The 18,981-nt window shown below is 51.3% G+C and carries 19 protein-coding genes; 17 read left to right on the top strand and 2 right to left on the bottom strand.

Annotation, left to right across the window (positions count from 1 at the left end):
• Positions 1–12 precede the first annotated feature (12 nt).
• From DXD02_RS06635 to DXD02_RS06605, 7 genes are all read left to right on the top strand, one after another.
• Positions 13–1,038 (top strand): molybdopterin-binding protein, encoded by a 1,026-nt coding sequence (locus DXD02_RS06635; RefSeq protein ID WP_118666599.1) that lies wholly within the window; start codon positions 13–15, stop codon positions 1,036–1,038.
• Positions 1,039–1,041: 3 nt separating this feature from the next.
• Positions 1,042–2,013, top strand: coding sequence for a GTP 3',8-cyclase MoaA (gene moaA / locus DXD02_RS06630; protein ID WP_118666598.1), 972 nt, complete (start codon positions 1,042–1,044; stop codon positions 2,011–2,013).
• 37 nt (positions 2,014–2,050) lie between these two features.
• Positions 2,051–2,488, top strand: coding sequence for an MOSC domain-containing protein (locus tag DXD02_RS06625; protein WP_118666626.1), 438 nt, complete (start codon positions 2,051–2,053; stop codon positions 2,486–2,488).
• Positions 2,489–2,517: 29 nt separating this feature from the next.
• Positions 2,518–3,540, top strand: coding sequence for an XdhC family protein (locus DXD02_RS06620; protein WP_117802064.1), 1,023 nt, complete (start codon positions 2,518–2,520; stop codon positions 3,538–3,540).
• Between the two features lie 26 nt (positions 3,541–3,566).
• Entirely contained in the window at positions 3,567–4,514 is a 948-nt protein-coding gene (modA, locus tag DXD02_RS06615; RefSeq protein WP_118666597.1) for a molybdate ABC transporter substrate-binding protein, read from the top strand.
• A 153-nt stretch (positions 4,515–4,667) separates the two neighbouring features.
• A complete protein-coding gene (gene modB, locus DXD02_RS06610; protein WP_118666596.1) occupies positions 4,668–5,372 on the top strand; it encodes a molybdate ABC transporter permease subunit in 705 nt (234 codons plus the stop codon).
• Between the two features lie 10 nt (positions 5,373–5,382).
• Positions 5,383–6,426: a sulfate/molybdate ABC transporter ATP-binding protein gene (locus DXD02_RS06605; protein WP_117760653.1), complete on the top strand. Its 1,044-nt coding sequence runs from the start codon at positions 5,383–5,385 to the stop codon at positions 6,424–6,426.
• A gap of 91 nt (positions 6,427–6,517) precedes the next feature.
• Here DXD02_RS06605 and DXD02_RS06600 read toward each other — a convergent pair whose 3' ends face one another.
• The gene (locus DXD02_RS06600; RefSeq protein WP_118666595.1) at positions 6,518–7,891 is read right to left on the bottom strand and encodes a sodium-dependent transporter; all 1,374 of its coding nucleotides are present in this window, start codon (positions 7,889–7,891) and stop codon (positions 6,518–6,520) included.
• Between the two features lie 124 nt (positions 7,892–8,015).
• Positions 8,016–9,092, bottom strand: a complete 1,077-nt coding sequence (locus DXD02_RS06595) for an NAD(P)H-dependent flavin oxidoreductase (RefSeq protein WP_118666594.1) — start codon at positions 9,090–9,092, stop codon at positions 8,016–8,018.
• A gap of 462 nt (positions 9,093–9,554) precedes the next feature.
• Here DXD02_RS06595 and DXD02_RS06590 point away from each other — a divergent pair, with 462 nt between their 5' ends.
• The 10 genes from DXD02_RS06590 (at position 9,555) to atpG (ending at position 18,961) form a co-directional block, all read left to right on the top strand.
• Positions 9,555–10,133, top strand: coding sequence for a nitroreductase family protein (locus DXD02_RS06590; RefSeq protein WP_118666593.1), 579 nt, complete (start codon positions 9,555–9,557; stop codon positions 10,131–10,133).
• Between the two features lie 412 nt (positions 10,134–10,545).
• Positions 10,546–13,143, top strand: a complete 2,598-nt coding sequence (locus DXD02_RS06585) for an alpha-L-rhamnosidase (protein ID WP_117760916.1) — start codon at positions 10,546–10,548, stop codon at positions 13,141–13,143.
• A 248-nt stretch (positions 13,144–13,391) separates the two neighbouring features.
• A complete protein-coding gene (locus DXD02_RS06580) occupies positions 13,392–13,676 on the top strand; it encodes an AtpZ/AtpI family protein (protein ID WP_055227958.1) in 285 nt (94 codons plus the stop codon).
• Between the two features lie 104 nt (positions 13,677–13,780).
• Positions 13,781–14,203: a hypothetical protein gene (locus DXD02_RS06575; RefSeq protein WP_117509356.1), complete on the top strand. Its 423-nt coding sequence runs from the start codon at positions 13,781–13,783 to the stop codon at positions 14,201–14,203.
• Between the two features lie 166 nt (positions 14,204–14,369).
• Positions 14,370–15,131: a F0F1 ATP synthase subunit A gene (locus DXD02_RS06570; RefSeq protein ID WP_022462450.1), complete on the top strand. Its 762-nt coding sequence runs from the start codon at positions 14,370–14,372 to the stop codon at positions 15,129–15,131.
• Between the two features lie 50 nt (positions 15,132–15,181).
• Entirely contained in the window at positions 15,182–15,460 is a 279-nt protein-coding gene (gene atpE, locus DXD02_RS06565; RefSeq protein WP_022462449.1) for an ATP synthase F0 subunit C, read from the top strand.
• 37 nt (positions 15,461–15,497) lie between these two features.
• Complete coding sequence (gene atpF, locus DXD02_RS06560) at positions 15,498–16,001, top strand: F0F1 ATP synthase subunit B (RefSeq protein WP_022462448.1); 504 nt, start codon at positions 15,498–15,500, stop codon at positions 15,999–16,001.
• Positions 15,998–16,537 (top strand): ATP synthase F1 subunit delta, encoded by a 540-nt coding sequence (gene atpH, locus DXD02_RS06555; RefSeq protein WP_118666592.1) that lies wholly within the window; start codon positions 15,998–16,000, stop codon positions 16,535–16,537. Before atpF ends, atpH begins: the two co-directional genes overlap by 4 nt.
• 9 nt (positions 16,538–16,546) lie before the next feature.
• Positions 16,547–18,076 (top strand): F0F1 ATP synthase subunit alpha, encoded by a 1,530-nt coding sequence (gene atpA, locus DXD02_RS06550; protein WP_055220549.1) that lies wholly within the window; start codon positions 16,547–16,549, stop codon positions 18,074–18,076.
• Positions 18,077–18,094: 18 nt separating this feature from the next.
• Positions 18,095–18,961, top strand: coding sequence for an ATP synthase F1 subunit gamma (gene atpG / locus DXD02_RS06545; protein ID WP_118666591.1), 867 nt, complete (start codon positions 18,095–18,097; stop codon positions 18,959–18,961).
• The last annotated feature ends 20 nt before the right edge of the window (positions 18,962–18,981 follow it).

The following is an 18,981-nucleotide window of genomic DNA, read 5'->3' as shown; positions in this document are numbered from 1 at the left end:
GAGGCGTTTCAGATGAAACTGATGAAAACAGAAGACGCGGTAGGCCAGGTGCTCTGCCACGATATTACACAGATTATCAAAGGTGTGACAAAAGATGCGGTATTCCGCAAAGGCCACATCATTACAGAAGAAGATATTCCGGTGCTGTTAAGTGTCGGAAAGGACAACATTTACATCTGGGAAAAGGACGATACAATGCTGCATGAAAATGAGGCGGCACAGATTCTTTACGATATGTGTAAAAACGATCACATGCATCCGTCCGATGTCAAAGAAGGAAAAATTGAACTGATCGCGGACTGCGACGGTCTTTTGAAAGTGGACCGCGAGAAGCTGAAAAAAGTAAACAGCCTCGGCGAGATGATGATTGCGACGCGCCACAGTGATACATACGTGAAAAAAGGCGACAAACTGGCGGGAACGAGAATTATTCCGCTCGTCATCAAAAAAGAGAAGATGGAGACGGCACAGACAGTCTGTTCCGACGGGCCGATCCTGACCTTAAAGCCGTTCCACAAGAAAAAATTTGCGGTTCTGACAACGGGAAATGAAGTGTATTACCATCGGATCGAGGACACCTTCACACCGGTTATCCAGGAAAAGCTGGCAGAATTCGGCGCGGAGATGATCTTTCATGAGGTTTACGATGATGATGCATCGAAGATCACAGACGGATGCCGCCGCGCGATGGAAGCGGGTGCCGATCTTGTCTTCTGCACCGGAGGAATGAGTGTGGATCCGGACGACAAGACGCCGCTGGCGATCAAAAATACCGGAGCACGCATCGTTTCCTACGGCGCGCCGGTGCTGCCGGGAGCTATGTTCCTTCTGGCGTATGCCGAAAACGGAACACCGATCGTCGGCCTGCCGGGATGCGTCATGTATTCGAAACGGACGATTTTCGATCTTGTCCTGCCGCGCCTCATTGCAGATGATGAGGTGACAGCGGAGGAGCTGGCCGGTCTTGGCGAGGGCGGTCTCTGCCTGAACTGCAAGGTCTGCACCTTCCCGAACTGCGGTTTTGGAAAAGGCAGATAAACGATGAAGGATCAGTATGGCAGAACGATAGATTACCTGCGGATTTCCATCACGGACGCGTGCAATTTGAGATGCCGGTACTGTATGCCGGAGAGTGCGGCGGGCTGTGCACTGGAGCAGGCGGAACAGAATCCGCCGCTTACCGTCGAAGAGATGCTGAAGATTGTGCACGCCGCGGCTGGGCTCGGCATCACGCATTACCGGATTACCGGAGGGGAACCGCTGGTAAGAAAAGAGTGCGTGGAGCTGGTGCAGAAAATAAAAGCAGTGCCGGGCACCGCATCCGTTGGGATCACGACGAATGGCGTGCGCCTGGCATCGTGTGCGAGGGATCTGAAGGCGGCCGGCTGTGACAGTGTGAATGTGAGCCTGGATACAGTGGATGCGGCAGAGTTTGCGGCGCTTACCGGACGCGATGCGCTGGAGCAGGTAAAGCAGGGCATCTGCGCGGCCAAAGAGGCGGGTCTTTTAGTGAAGCTGAATGCGGTGCATCGAAAAGAACTGCATGCGCAGGAACTGATTGAATTTGCAGAGCAGGAAAAAGTCCCGGTGCGGTTCATCGAGGTGATGCCGGTGGGCGCCGGAAAATCGTACGTGGGTCCGTCGAATGAGGCGCTGAAAACAGAGCTGGAACAGTGGTATGGGGCATGTACGCCGGACCTGGAAAAAGAAGGAAACGGTCCTGCGGCTTATGTGCGGTACGAAAAGCTGTCGATGCCCGTCGGCTTTATCAGCGCGATCCACGGAAAGTTCTGCGGAAGCTGCAACCGCGTACGGCTGACAAGCCGCGGCTTTTTAAAGCTCTGCCTCTGCTATGAGAACGGCGTGGATCTGCGGGAGGTTCTGCAGAACGGAACGGCGGCGGATCTGCGGGATGTGATGGCACAGGCAATCTTAAAAAAGCCGATGGAACACTGCTTTGAGCGGCCGAAGGATATGACAGAGCACCACCTGATGTCCGGCATCGGCGGATGAAATGACGGCGGTTCGAAAAGAAGAGGAAACAAAAGAAATGGGAAAAATCATAGGAATCTGTATCAGTAAAAAACGGGGAACGGCAAAGCACGAGGTGGAAACGGCGAAGCTGGTGGAAGACTGGGGCATCGAGGGCGATGCACACGCCGGGCACTGGCACCGCCAGGTGAGCCTTTTGTCGTATGAAAAAATAGAAGCCTTCCGTGCAAAGGGGGCGGATATTCCGCTCGGCGCCTTCGGGGAAAACCTGATCGTGGAAGGATATGATTTCCGGAATCTGCCGGTCGGCACGCGGTTTTCCTGCGGGGATGCGCTGCTTGAGATGACGCAGATCGGAAAGGAGTGCCACAGCCACTGCGAGATTTTCAAACGCATGGGTGAATGCATCATGCCGCGGGAGGGCGTTTTCGCGGTGGTGCTGCGCGGCGGCACGATTCAAAAGGGTGACACCATCGAACTGGTGACGGAAAAGTAGACCAGAGATCAGACACAAGGAGAGGAAACATGGACGAACTTTACCGGAAACTGCTTGCACAGCTGGAAGAGGGACAGGACACGGTTCTTGCCTTTATCACCGAAGGGGACGGCTCCATTCCGCGCACGACGGGCGCCTATATGCTGGTCGGCCGGGAAGGACGGGTTTTCGGAACTATTGGCGGCGGAAACCTGGAATATCAGGCGGTTCTGCATGCGCAGGAGCTGGTGCAGGAGAAGAAAAGTGAATACAGAGAATACGATCTCGGAACCGGAGAGGGGAAGGGGCTTGGCATGGTCTGCGGCGGCAGAGTGAAGGTGTGCTTCTATTTTATGAATGGAGCGCACGGCGAAGCAGAAAGTCTGGCGCAGGCGCTTGCGGCGCAGGAGCGGTACCGCAGTTACTGGATTTTTTTTGCGCTGGACGGAACCGGTATCCGCGTGCTGGAAAAAGAAGCGTGGGAAATGCTTCCGGCGGCACAGGAAAAAGCGGGCCACTGCCGGATTCTGGAACTGGACGGGAAAACGTATTACGCCGAGGAATTCTGCTACGACGGAAAGGTTTATCTGTTCGGCGGCGGCCATCTGGCCCAGGAACTCGTTCCGGTGCTGCATCATCTGGATTTCTGCTGTATCGTACTCGATGACCGGGAGGAATATGTGGACAAAGCATTGTTCCCGGACGCCGGGCAGACCATGCTGGTGGATTTTACGAAACTGGACGAGATTCTTTCGATCCGGAAAAATGATTATCTCGTGATTGTGACACGCGGCCACCGGTGCGATGCGGATGCCGAGGCGTTTGCGCTTCGCACCGGCGCATCGTACATCGGTGTGGTGGGAAGCCGCAGAAAGACAAAGTATGTGCGCGAAAAACTGGAAGCGCAGGGTTTTACCGGAGAACAGCTCGACAGTGTCTATGCCCCGATCGGAATCGAGATCGGAAGCGAGACGCCGGCGGAGATTGCAATCAGCATTGCCGCACAGCTCATTCAGATCCGGTCAGCAAAAACCGGAAAACGAAAAGGTGCACATCCGGCGCTTCATACGTAAATATACAAAATGAGGAGTCAATTATCATGAAAACGAAAACCGTATCCATTCTTCTGATGGCAGCTATGGCACTTTCTCTTGTCGCATGCGGATCTTCCAATTCCACAGATTCTTCCAGTAAGAGCAGCTCCAAGGCAGAGAGCACATCTGCATCCAGCGCTTCTTCGGAAGCAGAGAGCGCATCCAGCGCCAAGAGCACAGCAGACGGCGAAGTATTTGACGATACCACTGTCACCGTATTTGCCGCAAAGAGCCTGAACTCTGTAATGGAGACGCTGATCAGCGAGTACAATAAGACCCAGCCGAATGTCAAACTGGTTGGAAGCTATGACAGCTCAGGAACCCTGATGACACAAATCGAAGAGGGTGCATCCTGCGACGTATTCTTCTCCGCAGCAGCAAAACAGATGGATCAGCTTGAGGAAGAGAATCTTCTGGTTGAGGGAACCCGCCACAATATCGTAAACAATCAGGTCTGCGTTGTAACCTATGAGGGAAACAATACAGAAGTTACGGGCCTGGAGGATCTGAACAAGGCATCCAGCATCGCACTGGCAGACGGTTCCGTTCCGGTTGGAAAATACACAAGAGAAGCACTGGTCAATGCAGGCATTCTGGAGAAAGCAGACGACGTATCGGCCATCACAACCCAGCAGGTTTCCGAAGCGCTCAGCGGCGTGGAAATCAATGAGTGTGCAAACGTAGGAGCCGTTACTTCCGCAGTTGCAGAGGGATCCAACGAGGTTGGTACCGTTTATTATTCCGATACCTACGGTCTGGAGGACCGTCTGAAGGTTCTGCAGGTCGTTCCGTACGATCTGACCGGAAATGTCATCTACCCGGCAACACAGGTTGTCAACAAAGAGGCAGATGAGACCGAGCAGGCAGCAGCGAAAGACTTTGTAGAGTTTCTGACTTCTGATGAGGCAGCCGCCATCTTCCGGAATTATTACTTTGATACAGAGGTAGAATAAAAAGAAGATCCCACAAAAAACAGCAGGAATTTGGAATCACCGTCCGAAAAAGAAAGATTTCGTTTCTACGGACGGTGGTTTTGCATCAGAGAAAATCCGGGCAGGATGCGTGATGCAGGTATGCAGGGCTGCCGTGGATAGAAAGGAAATGTTATGCAGGAAATACTGGATTTTTTACAGTCACTGGACTGGAGCCCGCTTGTCATTTCGATCAAGACCGGTATTGTGGCGACGATTCTGTCCTTTTTCTTTGGTATTTTTGCCGCGCGTGCGGTGATGAAGCTGCGTCCCGGCGCGCGTGCGGTGATTGACGGCTTTCTGACACTTCCGATGATTTTGCCGCCGACCGTTGCAGGCTTTTTCCTGCTTCTGATTTTCAGCCTCCGCCGTCCGTTTGGTGCTGCACTGTATGAGAATTTCAGTATCAAGGCAGTACAGACATGGCTTGGCTGTATTCTGGCGGCAACAATCATCGCGTTTCCGCTGATGTACCGCAATACGAGAGCGGCATTTGAGCAGGTGGATACGAACCTGATCTATGCGGCGCGGACGCTTGGTATGTCGGAGTGGAAGATTTTCTGGAAAGTGGTCATCCCATCGGCAGGTCCCGGCGTGCTCTCCGGTACGGTACTGGCATTTGCAAGGGCGCTCGGTGAGTACGGTGCGACGTCGATGCTGGCCGGAAATATTCCGGGAAAGACGGGTACCGTTTCCCAGAAAATCGCAATGGTGATTCAGGACGGGGATTATAAAACGGCGGGTTTTTGGTCTGCTGTCGTACTGCTTGTCGGATTCCTTGCGATGACGGCAATGAACCTTCTGGGTAACCGGAGAAAGAAAAATCAGAAACAGTGGTAGAGGATAAAGAATGGCGCTTGAAGTAGATATTACGAAAAAGCTGGACGGATTTTTTATGCATATGCAGTTCCGGGCGGAGCAGGAGATTTTTGCGATTCTCGGCGCGTCGGGCTGTGGAAAAAGCATGACCTTAAAGTGCATCGCCGGAATCGAAAAGCCGGATGAGGGGCGGATTGTCCTTGACGGCAAGGTGCTGTTTGATTCGGAGAAAAAAATCAATCTGCCGCCGCAGAAGCGGAAAGTCGGCTATATGTTCCAGGATTACGCCCTGTTTCCGCATATGAATGTTGTGCAGAATATTGAGGCAGGCATGGGAAAACGGCCGGACCGGAGCCGGACGGAATCGTTGATCCGCCAGTTTCAGCTGGAAGGGCTGGAGAAAAAGATCCCGGGACAGCTTTCCGGCGGACAGAAACAGCGCGTCGCGATGGCACGGATGCTCGCAGCAGAGCCGGAGCTGATTCTGCTCGACGAGCCGTTTTCAGCGCTCGATACCTATCTGAAATGGCAGTTGGAGCAGGAGATGTACAAACATCTGAAGGAGGCCGGAAAACCGGTCATCTTCGTATCACACAACCGCGATGAGGTGTACCGCCTCTGCGATACGGTCAGCTGTATGAACCGGGGAAAGATGGAAGTCATGGAACCGCTGAAGGAATTTTTCCAGAATCCGAAGACGCGCACAGCGGCAATTTTGTCGGGCTGCAAGAACATTTCGGCGGCCGAGCGGGTGGATGCGCACACGCTGCGGGCCGTGGACTGGGGCGTAACGCTGCACGTAAAGGAGCGGGAAATTGCAGACGATATCCGCGCAGTCGGCATCCGGGCACATTTTCTGGCCACAGTAGAAAGGCCGGGTGAGGAAAATGTATTTCCGGTCAACGAATCCGAAATCTGGGAAGATCCGTTTGAATGGAACATTTCGTTCCGGAAGAATGCCGAATGCAGCTGGCTGCAGTGGAATATCGCAAAAACAGACTGGAGCCCGGAAATGGGGATTCCAAAGGAGCTGTATCTGAAGGAGGAAGATATTCTGCTGCTGACGGATTCCTGATGCTGGTGTGACAGATTTGGATAAAAAAAGATTGTTTTCGAAATCGTGATCGTGTTTCGAAAACAATCTTTTTTCATCGTTTACAGATTCATTACATGGTGATCCAGCCGAATGCATTTGCCACGGAACTGAACAGAATGATCAGTGCAAACACCGGGCAGAGATACTGGATCATGACAAGAAAGATTTTCTTTCTGCGGAAGCGGCGCTCACCGTGGATGATTTCTTCCTCGATTTTTGCCACACCGATGACTCTCGAAACGAGAAGACAGGTGGCAATGGCAGCAATTGGCATCATCACGGAGTTCGTCAGGAAGTCGAAGAAATCCAGGAACTGCATGCCAAGAATGGTGACGGAGGAAAGCGGTCCGTAGCCAAGGCAGGAGAGCGTTCCGAGCGCAATCATGATAACGCCGATCAGAACGGTCGATTTTTTACGGCCCCAGCCGAGCTCATCCTCAAAGGTGGAAACGGCGCTTTCTGTCAGTGCGATGGAGCTGGTCAGTGCGGCAAACAGCACCAGAAGGAAAAACAGAATACCGATCACAGTGCCAAAGCCCATATTGGCGAATACCTTCGGGATGGTGATAAACATCAGGGAAGGTCCTGCCTGCAGGGTATCCGGATTTCCGCCGGAGAAGGCAAAGACGGCAGGAATGATCATCAGGCCTGCCATGATCGCAATGGCAGTGTCAAAGATTTCGACGTTGCGTGTGGAATCCTCGATCGAGGTGTCTTTTTTCATGTAGGAGCCAAAGGTGATCAGAATACCCATCGCAATCGAGAGGGAGTAGAACATCTGTCCCATGGCGGCAACAACGGACATCCATGAAAAGTTTTTGAGGTTCGGAACAAGGAAATACTTCACGCCTGCCAGTGCGCCCGGTCTTGTTACGGAATAAACGGCAATGATAACGGAAAGGACGATCAGAATCGGCATCATCACCTTGGAAACGCGTTCAATGCCGTTTCGCACACCGGCGTAGATGATGGCGACCGTAATAAGGCAGAAAACGGCAAAACAGAGCTCTGTGGAAACTCCGTTTGAGATGAAGCCGGAAAAATAGCCGTCCTCTGCGAGCAGGGTACTGTTGTCCTTCACGTATTCAATCAGATATTTGATGACCCATCCTCCGATGACAGAGTAGTATGGAACGATCAGAATCGGGATAATGGCGTTGATCCAGCCCCCGGCGGAAAGCCATTTCGATTTGCCGAACGACTGGAAAGCGCCGACCGGGCTTTTTCGTGTCATGCGTCCGATGGCGGACTCGGCAACGATCATGGAGTAGCCGAAGGTGAGCGCCAGCAGGATATAAATGAGGAGGAAAATTCCTCCGCCGTATTTTGCTGCGAGGTAGGGAAAACGCCAGATATTTCCAAGTCCGACGGAAGCGCCTGCTGCAGCCAGCACGTAACCGATTTTGCCGGAAAACGAGCTGCGGGATTTGTTGTGTTTGTTCATAGAGTTCCTTCCTTTTGTGTGTTACAAAAATTTTGGGTTTATGGTCAGTTCTTGAAGATTTTTTATGCTGACACCATAAAGAAGATTGTAACATTATTGGGAAGGAAAGTCACTACTAAATTTTTTATTTTTTGCTGTCCGGCAGGGATTCCCCGGCCAGTTCCGCCATCAGCTCCGGCACGGTGGTCATGTGATCGAGACGCCATGCATTTTCTCCGCAGAAAAGGAGAGCGTTGTCGGTATCGCCATCGGCAGCGCGGGTCAGGGCAGTGGTAATACAGTAGGGAATGGAGGCTTTGTCGCATTTTTTGAGGCACTGGTAGCAGTGTGAGATTTTTTCCCGTTCCTGTTCGCGTTCCGTCAGAAACGGATTGCGGATTGCGCGGCCCGGCATGCCGACCGGACTGTGCATGATCGTGATATCTTCTTTTTTTGCATTCAGGTATGCCTGTTTGTAGCGGGGATCGGCATCGCATTCTTCCGTGACAACGAAACGGGTAGCCATCTGGACGCCTGCGCAGCCAAGCGACAGATAGTGAAGGATATCCTCATGGGTGTAGACGCCTCCGGCAAAGACGACGGGGATGGTACAGGCATATTTTTCTTCGTAGACATGTACAATCTGCAGAATTTCCCGGATTTCGTCATCGTAGCCGCGCCGTGCTGTTTCTTCCACGGTTTCGGCGGAGTAGCCGAGATGGCCTCCGGCTGCAGGACCTTCGATGACAACGAGATCAGGAACGCGGTGATAGTGATTGTCCCAAAGCTTCAGAAGAACCTTGGCAGTCCGGGGAGGGGAAACGATAGGGGCGAGCTTGATGGAGCTTCCCTTTGTGTATTTTGGCAGATCGGTCGGGAGACCGGCCCCGGAGATGATGAGATCGGCTCCGTTTTCGATGCAGCAGCGGACGTATTCCTCGTAGTGGGTCAGGGCGCACATGATATTGACGCCGATGATGCCGCCGTTTGAGATTTCTTTGGCACGGCGGATGTGGAAGGCGAGGGCGCGGAGATTGGCACTTAAGGGATCACGCGCGAATTCCGGATCGCGCCAGCCGGGCTGGGCGGCGGAGATGACGCCGATTCCGCCGGCTTTGGCAACGGCACCGGCGAGGGATGAGAGGCTGATGCCGACGCCCATTCCGCCTTGGATGATGGGGTATCTGGCAACTAAATTTCCTATTTTTAATTCTGGAAGCATATAAATTCTCCTTTGTGGTAGGAAGGACGACCTCAAGCCAGTCGCCGCGCCGTGGAGCGTCTTCCGGGCAGGCGCGGTTTCGGAGGCCGGGAAACTCTAAGTCCATGAAATTTTGCTAAAAGCGCTTTCGAAAACGGCAAACTCGCTGCGCTCAGACAGTGCCGTTTTTGAAAGCAACGCAAAATTCCATAGACTAAGAGTTTGCGGGCCTCCTGCAAATGCGCCTGCCCAGAAGATGCTCCATGGCGCGGCGACTGGCTTGAGGTCTGGTTATTGGTGACGAATAAATAGAATAAATATGTGATGTAAAATACTTTAGCATGTGGTTTTTAAAACTAGATATATAATACTTTGAATATCAAAGTATGTCAAGAGGGAAAATGAAAAAGGTGATTGCGGGGGGTGGGGAGGTGTGGTAGAGTGGGTGGTAGAAAGTAAATTTGAGACAGGAGGATATGGGACATGTTAAGGGATCTGGTGTTGAAGAACAGGAGTTATCGTGGTTTTGATGAGTCGGTGCGGATTTCGCGGGAGACGTTGGAAGGGTTTGTGGATTGCGCGCGGCTTTGTCCTTCGAGTGTGAATAAGCAGCCGTTGAAGTATTTTCTGGCGTGGGAGCCGGAAGATGTGGAGAAGGTGCAGGGACTGACGAAGTGGGCGCGGGCGCTGCCGGAGATGGTTTTGCCGCATCCGGGGAAACGGCCGACGGGCTTTGTTGTGATCTGTCAGGATAAGGGGATTGATGAGAATCTGAACCGGTATCAGAAGGATGTCGGGATTGTGGCGCAGACGATGCTGCTTGCGGCTGTGGAGCAGGGGCTTGGCGGCTGCATGATCGGGAATTTTCAGGCGGGCGAGGTGATGGAAGTGCTTGGACTGCCTGAGGAGATCCGGCCGCTTTTGATTGTGGCGTTTGGAAAACCGGCGGAGGAGATTCATCTGGTAGATGTGCCGGAGGATGGGAATACGAATTATTACCGGGATGAAAATGATGTGCACTATGTGCCGAAGAGAACGCTGGCGGATGAATTGCTGAACTGAAGATAGAAACTGAAGATAGAGCCGGAAAATTCCGGAAAAATGTCGGATGAACCGTCCTAAAAAGTTAGATCTAAAAAATCTGATTTCTTGGGGCGGTTCAAAGAATCCGGCATTTTTTTACTTTACAGGAAACTTCGTTGAATTTTCCTGTAAAGTAAAAAGCCCTCCGGGCAGGATCGCACTGCGGCGGAGGGGAAAGGAAAGCACAGGCTCTTATTAGTTTCGGTGTAGCCCGAAAAAGGGAAAATGTCCCATACTTTCTGGCAATCCGGGGAGATGTCTGGTGGGCAGAAAATGGTGCAAATAAAGATGTTTTTTCCTGCAAAACAGAACCTTTTTTCTCGAAAGGGATCATGATAAAATGAGAAAAAATGGGGGAATTTTCAAAAATAAGATGGAGGAGGATATTGAAATGAAAATTTATCACGCACAGGTGAATCATCTGGAAAATCCAATGGGGTTCCGAATGGAGAGAACGGTCTTTTCCTGGAAAGTGAAAGACGCGGAAGGAAAAAAACAGAGCTATGCGAGAATCCGTGTAGCATCGGATGCAGCGATGGAGCATCTGCTGTTTGATTCCGGAGAGGATGATAAGGCGAGCAGTCTTTTCTATCCGGTGAAGCTGGATCTGGAGCCGAGAACGCGGTATTACTGGAACGTGGAAGCGGGCAGTGATGCCGGGGAGACGGCGGTGAGTGAAGTACAGTTTTTTGAGACCGGAAAACGGAATGAAGCATGGACAGGAAAATGGATTTCCTGTGACAGTAAGGAGAACCGTCATCCATATTTTGAAAAAGAAATTGTTCCGGCAAAAGAGGTAGCGAAGGCCAGGCTGTATGTCTGCGGACTTGGACTGTATGAGGTGTATGTGGATGAGAAGCGTGTCGGGGATGAGTACCTGACGCCGTACAGCAATGATTACAATGAATGGGTACAGTATCAGACGTATGATGTGACAGAGGAGGTTTCAAAACAGGGAATGCTCCGTGTGCTGCTTGGAAACGGCTGGTACAAGGCGCGGTTTGGATTCAGTGCGTTTGAGGACAAGGGATTTTACGGCAATGAGTGGAAGCTGATTGCGGAGCTGCATCTGACGTATGCGGACGGTTCGGAAGAGGTGATTGGCACGGATGAATCGTGGCAGGTGCGGCGCAGTAAAATTGCATTCTCGAATCTTTACGACGGTGAGCACCGGGACGACACGCTGTCGGAACTGCCATTGGAGAAGGCGGTTTTTTGTGAGGCACCAAAAGGAGAACTGACGGAACGCATGAGCCTTCCGGTGACGATTCATGAGACGTTTGAACCTAAAGAACTGCTTCATACTCCGGCCGGCGAGCTGGTCTTCGATATGGGGCAGGAGTTTACGGGAATTTTCAAGCTGCATGTCAACGTGCCGGCAGGAACCAAAATTCATGTTCAGACAGGTGAGATTTTGCAGCGCGGCAATTTCTACAATGACAATCTGCGGAGTGCAAAATCCGAATACATCTATATTTCCGATGGAACCGAAATGGATCTTGTGCCGCATTTTACGTTCTACGGCTACCGTTACGTGAAGATCGAAGGCATTCCGGATCTGAAAAAAGAGGATTTCACGGGTCTTTCTTATTACAGCAACATCACAGCGACAGGCTGGATGAAAACAGGAAGTGATTTGGTCAATCAGCTCATCAGCAATGTGCGCTGGGGCTTAAAGTGCAATTTTGTGGATGTTCCGACCGACTGCCCGCAGCGTGATGAGCGCATGGGATGGACGGGTGATGCGCAGGTGTTCTCGCCGACGGCGATGTATCTCGAAGATACGTATGCATTTTATGCAAAATACCTGTACGACATGGCAAAAGAGCAGAGCGTGCTCGGCGGAAAGGTGCCGCATGTGGTGCCATCGTGCGGCATCGAGGATGCAGCGTGTGTCTGGGGCGATGCGGCGTGTATCATTCCGTGGAATCTATATCTGTTTTATGGGGACAAGAGCATTCTGGAAGATCAGTTTGTGAGCATGAAATCGTGGGTGGACTACATCACGAAAGTGGATGGGGACAACCATGGCTGGAGATATGTATTCCACTTTGGCGACTGGCTGGCGCTTGACAATCCGGTGCAGGGCGCTGAGCAGGTCATGGGTGCAACGGACGAGGAGTTTATTGCAAACCTGTATTATGCGATCAGCGCAGGAATCGTGGCAAAAGCGGCCGGTGTGCTGGGATACCGCGAGGAGCAGGAGAAGTATCAGAAGCTGTCCGAGGAGCAGTTTGCTGTGGTACAGGAAGAATATTACAGCGCAACAGGCCGCTGCTGCATCAAAACACAGACGGCGCTGCTGCTGACGCTGAAATACCATCTGTCAAAGAACGAAGAGCTGACAAAACGGCAGCTTCTGAAGCTGTTTGAGCAGAGTAACCACAAACTGAAGACGGGATTTGTCGGAACACCATTGCTGAACAATGTGCTCACCGACAACGGCATGAATGATCTTGCCTACGAACTGTTGCTGAACGAGGAATTTCCGGGTTGGCTTTATGAGGTTAAGCTTGGTGCAACTACCGTCTGGGAACGCTGGAATTCCCTTCTTGCGGACGGTACGATTTCCGGCATCAGTATGAACAGTATGAACCATTATGCTTACGGCTCCATCCAGGAATGGATGTTCCGTCACGTTGCCGGCATCAACACGATGGAATCCCATCCGGGTGTCAGGACCGTACAGTTTGCACCGACGCTGAACTGGGATTTGAGGTATGCAGAGGCAAAATATGATTCTGCATCGGGAATGTACAGCATTCGCTGGGAGCTTTCCGACAAAGAGCACGTGACCATCACCATGGATGTTCCGTTCGACTGTACCGCAGAGGCCGTACTTCCAATGGTTGCCAAAAGTGAAAAAGAAGCGGTTGCAGAAGTGCTCGGATCAGAAGAAAACGGTAGATACCTGCTGGAGCCGGGACACTATGAGGTAAGCTATCAGCTTTCCGGTTGGAAAGAAAAAACGGCAGTATGTGTGGAATAAAACCGCAGTTTTTTTCAAAAAATAAGAAGCGAGGTGAACGCTGCAATTTTGCAATGGGACAAAATGAGAAAATTGTTCCAATTATTATGAAAAGAATGTAAATAAAAACAAATAATTTGGAAAATATACAAATTCATTTGTCTTATGAAAACGTTTATGGTACAATCTGACTAAGCGGTTACAAAAATGGAAGACAGAACGCAGACCCGAAAGTCTGACAAAAAAGAGACGGCAGAAAGGGACAGGATATGAAGAAGTGGACGGGGATGATTACCAATCTCACAATGTTGACACAATTCGGACTGTCCCTTGTGACGCCTCTTTTTCTTTGTCTGGCACTTTGCTGGTGGCTTTGCGACCGCTTTTCGGTTGGAACATGGATTTATCTGCTCGGCTTTTTCTTTGGGATCGGAGGCGGTGCCGTGACAGCCTGGAAATTCGGGCAGAGCGTTCTGCGGCATCAGAAACGCATCGAGACGGAGCCGGACGGAAAAAAGAAGAAAAAGCGGGTGTCTTTCAACCGACATATTTAGAACGTGTCTGAAAAAGTTTTCACAGTTGACGAAGATCAAGTGGCAGAGAAAAGATTTCAGACTGATTTTAAGGGGAAAATCCATTAGAAAGGAAACAAGGCGATATGAGCAATTTCGGAGACAAGGTCCAGCCGGCCGTAAAAAAGGAGACGAAAAATGTTGCCATCTATACTGTTGTCGGCGTGGTTGTGATGTGGGTCGGGTTTCTGATCCTGCACCTGATCTGGCCGGAAAAAATCCCATTTGACTATCGGGTGATCCTCGGGGGAATCGGAGGCGGTGCCGTTGCGGTGCTGAACTTTTTCCTGATGGGCATGGCAGTACAAAAAGCAGTGTCCGAGACAGACGAGGCGGGAGCAAAACGGCGGATGCAGGCAAGCTATTCGCAGAGAAACCTGATGCAGATGCTCTGGGCAGTTCTGGCGATTGTGCTTCCATGCTTCCAGTTTGCTGCAGGAATCCTGCCGCTTTTAATTCCGGGAACGGCCATCAAGCTGAAGGGCATAAAAAACAGCATAAAGCGCTGAACCTGATCTTTGGCGAAAGCCGCAAAGACGGGACGGCGTTTTTAAACCGAAACAGCGAAGCAGCGATTCGGTTATGAGCAAGCAGCGAAGCGGATTGTGAAGATCCGCTTTGACAAAAGGTTCAAATTTTTTATTTTATCTCATACAGAGGAGGTGAGAAAAGAGAATGGAGGTTGATATCTCCGGTGCAAAAGTCTTTTTTACGATCCCGATCGATTTTCCGCTGTTCGGGAAAATTCAGATCAGCGAAACGCTGGTGGTAAGCTGGATTGTAATGGCACTCATTACCGGACTTTGCATCTGGCTCACAAGAGATTTGAAGATACGGAACATCTCCAAACGCCAGGCGGTGGCAGAAATGATTGTGGAGACCGCAAATAAATTCGTCATCGGCAACATGGGAGAAAAATTCCGGTATCTGATTCCTTTTGTGTCGGCGCTTTTCGCGACCAGCGTTGTCTCGAACCTGATCAGCCTGATCGGACTTCGAAGTCCGACAGCAGATCTTTCTACCGAGGCGGCCTGGGCTGTTGTGGTTTTCATCATGATCACCACACAGAAGATCAAAACCAACGGTTTTGGCGGATATCTGAAGGGCTTCACGACTCCGATTGCGGTTATGACACCGTTTAACGTTTTGTCGGAGCTCGCAACGCCGATCAGTATGGCGTGCCGTCACTTTGGAAACATCCTTTCCGGCGTTGTTATCAATGCCCTGATTTACGGATCTCTGGCACTGGCAAGCGGAAAGCTGCTGGGACTGCTTCCCGGCGTGCTCGGAAGAACCCTTTCACAGATCCCGATTCTGGACGTCGGTGTTCCGGCTGTTCTGTCGGTCTATTTTGACTGGTTCTCCGGCGTGATGCAGGCCTTTATTTTCTGTATGCTGACTGTCATGTACATTGCGAATGCAGCAGAAGAAGGCTAAAGAGATTAAAAAATGAGGTTTACAAAAAGAAAATACAGGAGGAAAACAAGATGGATTTTCAGATTTTAGCAAAAGGTATCGCTCTCGCAGGATGCGCAATCGGCGCAGGATGCTCCCTGATCGCAGGTATCGGACCTGGTATCGGTGAAGGCAACGCCGTAGCAAAGGCACTTGAGGCAATCGGACGTCAGCCGGAATGCAAAGGTGATGTAACAAGTACGATGCTTCTTGGCTGTGCGATCGCAGAGACCACAGGTATTTACGGTTTCGTAACCGGCCTGCTTCTGATCTTCGTAGCACCGGGAATGTTCATGAACTTCCTGAAATAGTTGCAAGGAGTAAATGATTGCTAGGAGGAAAGAAACTATGCAGGTTCAGGAACTGGTAGGAATTGTCCCCTGGACTTTTATCGCACAGATCTGCAACCTCTTCATCCAGATGTATCTGATCAAACGGTTCCTTTTCAAACCGATCAATGAGATGCTGGAAAAACGGCGTGCGGCAGCCGATGCGGAGATCACAGACGCAGAGGCGGCAAAAAAAGAAGCCAACGCCATCAAAGAGGAATATGAGCAGAATATGCAGGAGGCCAAGGCAAAGGCCAACGAGATTCTCGAAAGCGCCAGAAAGACAGCAACGCTGCAGAGCGAGAAAATCGTAAAAGAGGCTTCCGAACAGGCGGCTGCCCTGAAAAACAAGGCAGAAAAAGAGATTGCCCAGGAGAAAAAGAAAGCGGTCAATGAAGTCAAAGGCGAGATCGGCGGCATTGCCATGGATATTGCCGGAAAGGTCATTGAACGTGAGATTAATGAAAAAGACCATGAGAAGCTGATAGATGAATTTATATCGAATGTAGGTGAAGCATCATGACAGAAACTGCCAGAGTATACGGTGGGAGCCTGTATGAGCTGGCCGCAGAGGAGCATCTCGAAGAGGAAATCCTTTCCGAGATGAAGGAGATCCGAGCTCTGTTCCGGGAAAACCCGGAGTATCCGCGCCTTTTATCGGAGCCTTCGATTCCGCGAAAAGAGCGGATCGGGCTGATCGACGCGGCATTTGGCAGCCAGGCGGAACCGTATTTGGTCAATTTTATCAAACTGCTGTGTGAAAAAAATCTTCTCCGTGAATTCGGCGGATGCCAGGAAGCATTCCAGCGCAGATACTACGCAGCCCACAATATTGCCGAGGCAGTTGTGACGAGCGCAGCATCCCTGTCGAAGGAACAGGAAGAGCTTCTGAAGAAAAAACTGGAAACGATGAGCGGAAAAACGGTCGTGATGGAACTGAAAACCGATCCGTCCGTTCTGGCGGGTGTCCGTGTGGAGCTCGACGGAAAGCTGTTTGACGGAACCGTAAAGGGACGTTTGGCCGAGCTTTCCAGAAGAATCAGCGATACAGTGGTGTAGGAGGAAAAAATGCAACTGAAACCAGAAGAAATATCCAAGGTCATCCGCAGCCAGATCAAATATTATGAAAATGCGATCCGGCAGGATGAGACAGGCACCGTTCTGATGGTCGGAGACGGAATCGCAAGAGCCAGCGGTCTTTCGAACTGCATGGCAGGCGAGCTGCTGGAATTTGAGGATGGAAGCTATGGAATGGCACAGAACCTCGAGGAAAACAGCGTATCTGTCGTTTTATTCGGTTCCGGCGAGAACATCAGCGAGGGACAGCTTGTAAAAAGAACGGGAAAAGTTGTTTCGGTTCCGGTCGGAGAAGGCATGATCGGACGCGTTGTCAACGCGCTCGGCCAGCCAATCGACGGCGCAGGCCCGATTACGGCAGCAGAGTACCGTCCGATTGAAAGCCCGGCACCGGGCATCTGTGAGAGAAAAGGTGTTAATCAGCCGCTGCAGACCGGTATTAAAGCGATCGATTCCATGGTTCCGATCGGAAGAGGTCAGCGAGAGCTGATCATCGGAGACCGTCAGACCGGAAAGACAACGATTGCAACCGATACCATTCTGAACCAGAAAGGCAAGGATGTGATCTGTATCTACGTTGCCATCGGACAGAAACGTTCGACAGTAGCATCCTTAGTAGAAAATCTTGAGAAGAACGGCGCAATGGCGTACACCATCGTCGTGGCAGCGACGGCATCCGAAGCGAGCCCGCTGCAGTATATCGTACCGTATTCCGGCTGTGCCATGGGCGAGTACTTTATGTATCAGGGAAAAGATGTGCTGATCATTTATGATGACTTAAGTAAGCACGCGGTTGCATACCGTGCACTCTCCCTGCTGATCCGCCGTCCGCCGGGACGTGAGGCTTATCCGGGAGATGTTTTCTATCTCCATTCCAGACTTCTGGAGCGTGCAGCAAAGCTGGACGATGAACACGGCGGCGGATCCATGACGGCCCTGCCGATCATTGAGACCCAGGCAGGCGATATTTCCGCCTATATTCCGACGAACGTCATCTCCATCACAGACGGACAGATTTTCCTTGAGACAGAGCTGTTCCACTCGGGCGTTATGCCGGCGGTAAACCCTGGCGTATCCGTATCCCGTGTCGGTGGAAATGCGCAGATTAAGGCGATGAAGAAGGTAGCCGGAACTCTGAAACTGATCTATTCCCAGTACCGCGAGCTGGCAAGTTTTGCACAGTTCGGATCCGACCTGGATGCCGATACAAAGGCGCGTCTGGAGCAGGGTGTGCGTATCGTGGAAGTATTAAAACAGAACCAGAATGCACCGGTTCCGGTAGAAAAACAGGTGGCCATTCTTTATGCGGTAACGAAAGGAATTCTGTCAAAGGTTGCAGCTGAGGATGTCCGCGCCTATGAGGACGGACTGTATACCTGGCTTGATACCGATGCCGAGGGTGCTGCCGTGATGCAGGAGATTTCCGCAACCGGAAAACTCGAGGCAGATACCGAAGAGAAGCTGAAAAGTGCGCTCGAATCGTACACCGAAAACTTTATCAATACAAGACCTGCAAAATAAGGAAAGAAGGAGGAGCCTATGGCTGCAAACATGAAAGCCGTAAAGCTGCGGATCAAAAGTGTCGAAAGCACGATGCAGATTACCAAGGCGATGGAACTTGTAGCGTCCTCCAAGCTGCGAAAAGCGAAGGAGCGGGCTGATACCTGCCGTCCGTATTTTCAGGAGCTGTACCGCACTTTGCAGGATATTGCAAAAGGAAACACGGAATTTTATTCCATTTATGCAAAAGAGGCAAAAAATCAGAGATGCTGCTACGTGCTGGTTGCCGGAGACCGCGGCCTTGCGGGCGGATACAACGCGAATCTGTTCCGATGCTTTGAGGCAGATGCCAAAGGAAAAGAGATCTGTGTGGTTCCGGTCGGCAAAAAGGCAGTGGAGTATGCAAAATCCCGGAAGCTGGAAATCCTGACGGACAGCTTTGCCGAGATCGCAAATCTTTCTGTGGCAGACAGCTTTGAGATCGCGCGCGCACTGTGCCGTGAGTTCCGGAAAGGGACCTTCGGACATGTGGAGCTTTGTTACACAAAATTCGTGTCGATGCTGTCGCAGATGCCGGTTTCCGTGCCGATCCTGCCTCTGATTGACATTGCAAAAGAGGACGGAGAGGATCCGGAAGCGAAAAAAATCCGGAATCTGATCCTGTATGAGCCAAACGGTGTCGAGGTATTTGAAGCGATTGTGCCGGAATACTTAGGCGGCCTGATCTACGGCGGTATCTGTGAGAGTGTGGCAAGTGAGCTTGCGGCACGCCGTACCGCAATGGAGGCGGCAACGGGAAATGCAGAGGAGATGATTGAACAGCTCAATCTGTATTACAACCGTGCCCGTCAGGCAAGCATTACGCAGGAGATCACGGAGATTGTCGGCGGTGCGGAAGGCGTGTAAGAGTGGAAACAAGAAAAGTG

Source organism: Blautia sp. TF10-30 (assembly GCF_003481245.1).
Lineage (GTDB): Bacteria > Bacillota > Clostridia > Lachnospirales > Lachnospiraceae > Fusicatenibacter > Fusicatenibacter saccharivorans.
The sequence above is the reverse complement of the archived record's forward strand: the minus strand, read 5'-3'. Positions and strand labels throughout refer to the sequence as shown.

Bases quoted from the DNA above. Each gene is read 5' to 3' on its own strand.
- DXD02_RS06625 (WP_118666626.1), top strand. From the start codon at position 2,051: ATGGGAAAAATCATAGGAATCTGTATCAGTAAAAAACGGGGAACGGCA.
- DXD02_RS06595 (WP_118666594.1), bottom strand. From the start codon at position 9,092: ATGCTTCCAGAATTAAAAATAGGAAATTTAGTTGCCAGATACCCCATC.
- atpF (WP_022462448.1), top strand. From the start codon at position 15,498: ATGCAGGTTCAGGAACTGGTAGGAATTGTCCCCTGGACTTTTATCGCA.
- DXD02_RS06605 (WP_117760653.1), top strand. From the start codon at position 5,383: ATGGCGCTTGAAGTAGATATTACGAAAAAGCTGGACGGATTTTTTATG.
- DXD02_RS06575 (WP_117509356.1), top strand. From the start codon at position 13,781: ATGAGCAATTTCGGAGACAAGGTCCAGCCGGCCGTAAAAAAGGAGACG.
- atpE (WP_022462449.1), top strand. From the start codon at position 15,182: ATGGATTTTCAGATTTTAGCAAAAGGTATCGCTCTCGCAGGATGCGCA.
- DXD02_RS06620 (WP_117802064.1), top strand. From the start codon at position 2,518: ATGGACGAACTTTACCGGAAACTGCTTGCACAGCTGGAAGAGGGACAG.
- DXD02_RS06580 (WP_055227958.1), top strand. From the start codon at position 13,392: ATGAAGAAGTGGACGGGGATGATTACCAATCTCACAATGTTGACACAA.
- DXD02_RS06635 (WP_118666599.1), top strand. From the start codon at position 13: ATGAAACTGATGAAAACAGAAGACGCGGTAGGCCAGGTGCTCTGCCAC.
- modA (WP_118666597.1), top strand. From the start codon at position 3,567: ATGAAAACGAAAACCGTATCCATTCTTCTGATGGCAGCTATGGCACTT.
- modB (WP_118666596.1), top strand. From the start codon at position 4,668: ATGCAGGAAATACTGGATTTTTTACAGTCACTGGACTGGAGCCCGCTT.
- moaA (WP_118666598.1), top strand. From the start codon at position 1,042: ATGAAGGATCAGTATGGCAGAACGATAGATTACCTGCGGATTTCCATC.
- atpA (WP_055220549.1), top strand. From the start codon at position 16,547: ATGCAACTGAAACCAGAAGAAATATCCAAGGTCATCCGCAGCCAGATC.
- DXD02_RS06590 (WP_118666593.1), top strand. From the start codon at position 9,555: ATGTTAAGGGATCTGGTGTTGAAGAACAGGAGTTATCGTGGTTTTGAT.
- DXD02_RS06570 (WP_022462450.1), top strand. From the start codon at position 14,370: ATGGAGGTTGATATCTCCGGTGCAAAAGTCTTTTTTACGATCCCGATC.
- atpG (WP_118666591.1), top strand. From the start codon at position 18,095: ATGGCTGCAAACATGAAAGCCGTAAAGCTGCGGATCAAAAGTGTCGAA.
- DXD02_RS06600 (WP_118666595.1), bottom strand. From the start codon at position 7,891: ATGAACAAACACAACAAATCCCGCAGCTCGTTTTCCGGCAAAATCGGT.
- DXD02_RS06585 (WP_117760916.1), top strand. From the start codon at position 10,546: ATGAAAATTTATCACGCACAGGTGAATCATCTGGAAAATCCAATGGGG.
- atpH (WP_118666592.1), top strand. From the start codon at position 15,998: ATGACAGAAACTGCCAGAGTATACGGTGGGAGCCTGTATGAGCTGGCC.